General features: G+C 29.0%; 1 protein-coding gene. It reads left to right on the top strand.

Going from position 1 to position 831, the window contains the following annotated elements; all coding sequences use genetic code 11:
* Window positions 1–356 (top strand): hypothetical protein (locus ABDH49_00780; GenBank protein ID MEN3045514.1); only part of this gene is annotated, 356 nt, incomplete at its 5' end.
* Between the last annotated feature and the right edge of the window lie 475 nt (window positions 357–831).

The raw sequence follows: 831 nt of genomic DNA, 5'->3' as shown, positions 1-831 counted from the left end.
CTGTAAATGATGAGTATCCGGTTACTCCAAGACACATAAAGGTTAAGGCGTACTTTAAAAATACTACAAGTGATACTTTGAGATTCTTATTGAAGAAAGTTGGACTAATAACGAACTTTATTTACAAAGAATACATAACATTTTTACCATATGAGGAAAAAACGTGGATAGATAGATTCTTCGCGTATACTAGATGGAGCAGGGTAGTATATAGTTTTAGTGAGTCTTATCGACTTACTAAGGGGTTTGGTATGAGAGGAGAAAGAATAAGGAATCCCTACATAAATATAGTAAGAAGTTTTGGTAACGAAGTTGGTTTACCCGTTAGATTTAAAATATATATTCATCATTTGTGATTAAAAATGATTTTAGGGATAGCATAATTTTTGAAAAAGAGGTTAACCTTACCTATCCTGATACAATTGAGTTTGACTATATTTTTAAAGAGACTGGATAAAAATTTATAACCGCATACCTAAAAAATTTACTGAATATAAATTATAGATTATTAATAACTATACTTGAAGGAGAACCTATAAAATTTGAAAGAAAATTACACAATTTAGTAAAAGGCAAATATGAAACTTATCCAATTGTATTTATATATAAACTTAACTTAGACTCTTTTCCACAAGAAATTCCCTTGTATGATAACCTGGTTCATAAAGATACAGTATTTATTCCATTAAGAAAGGATTATAAAAGGGGGAACTATTTATTAATAATCAAAACAGAACATACCAGAGCACACGCCTGCAGTATCAAAATTTTACCTAGAATTTATTTTGATAGCTTGAACTACACCAAAAGTATTTATTACAAGGATACGCT

This window comes from Candidatus Hydrothermales bacterium (genome assembly GCA_039630235.1).
Lineage (GTDB): Bacteria > Hydrothermota > Hydrothermia > Hydrothermales > JAJRUZ01 > JBCNVI01.
Note: the sequence above shows the minus strand (reverse complement) of the source record. Positions and strands in the feature narration are given on the sequence as shown.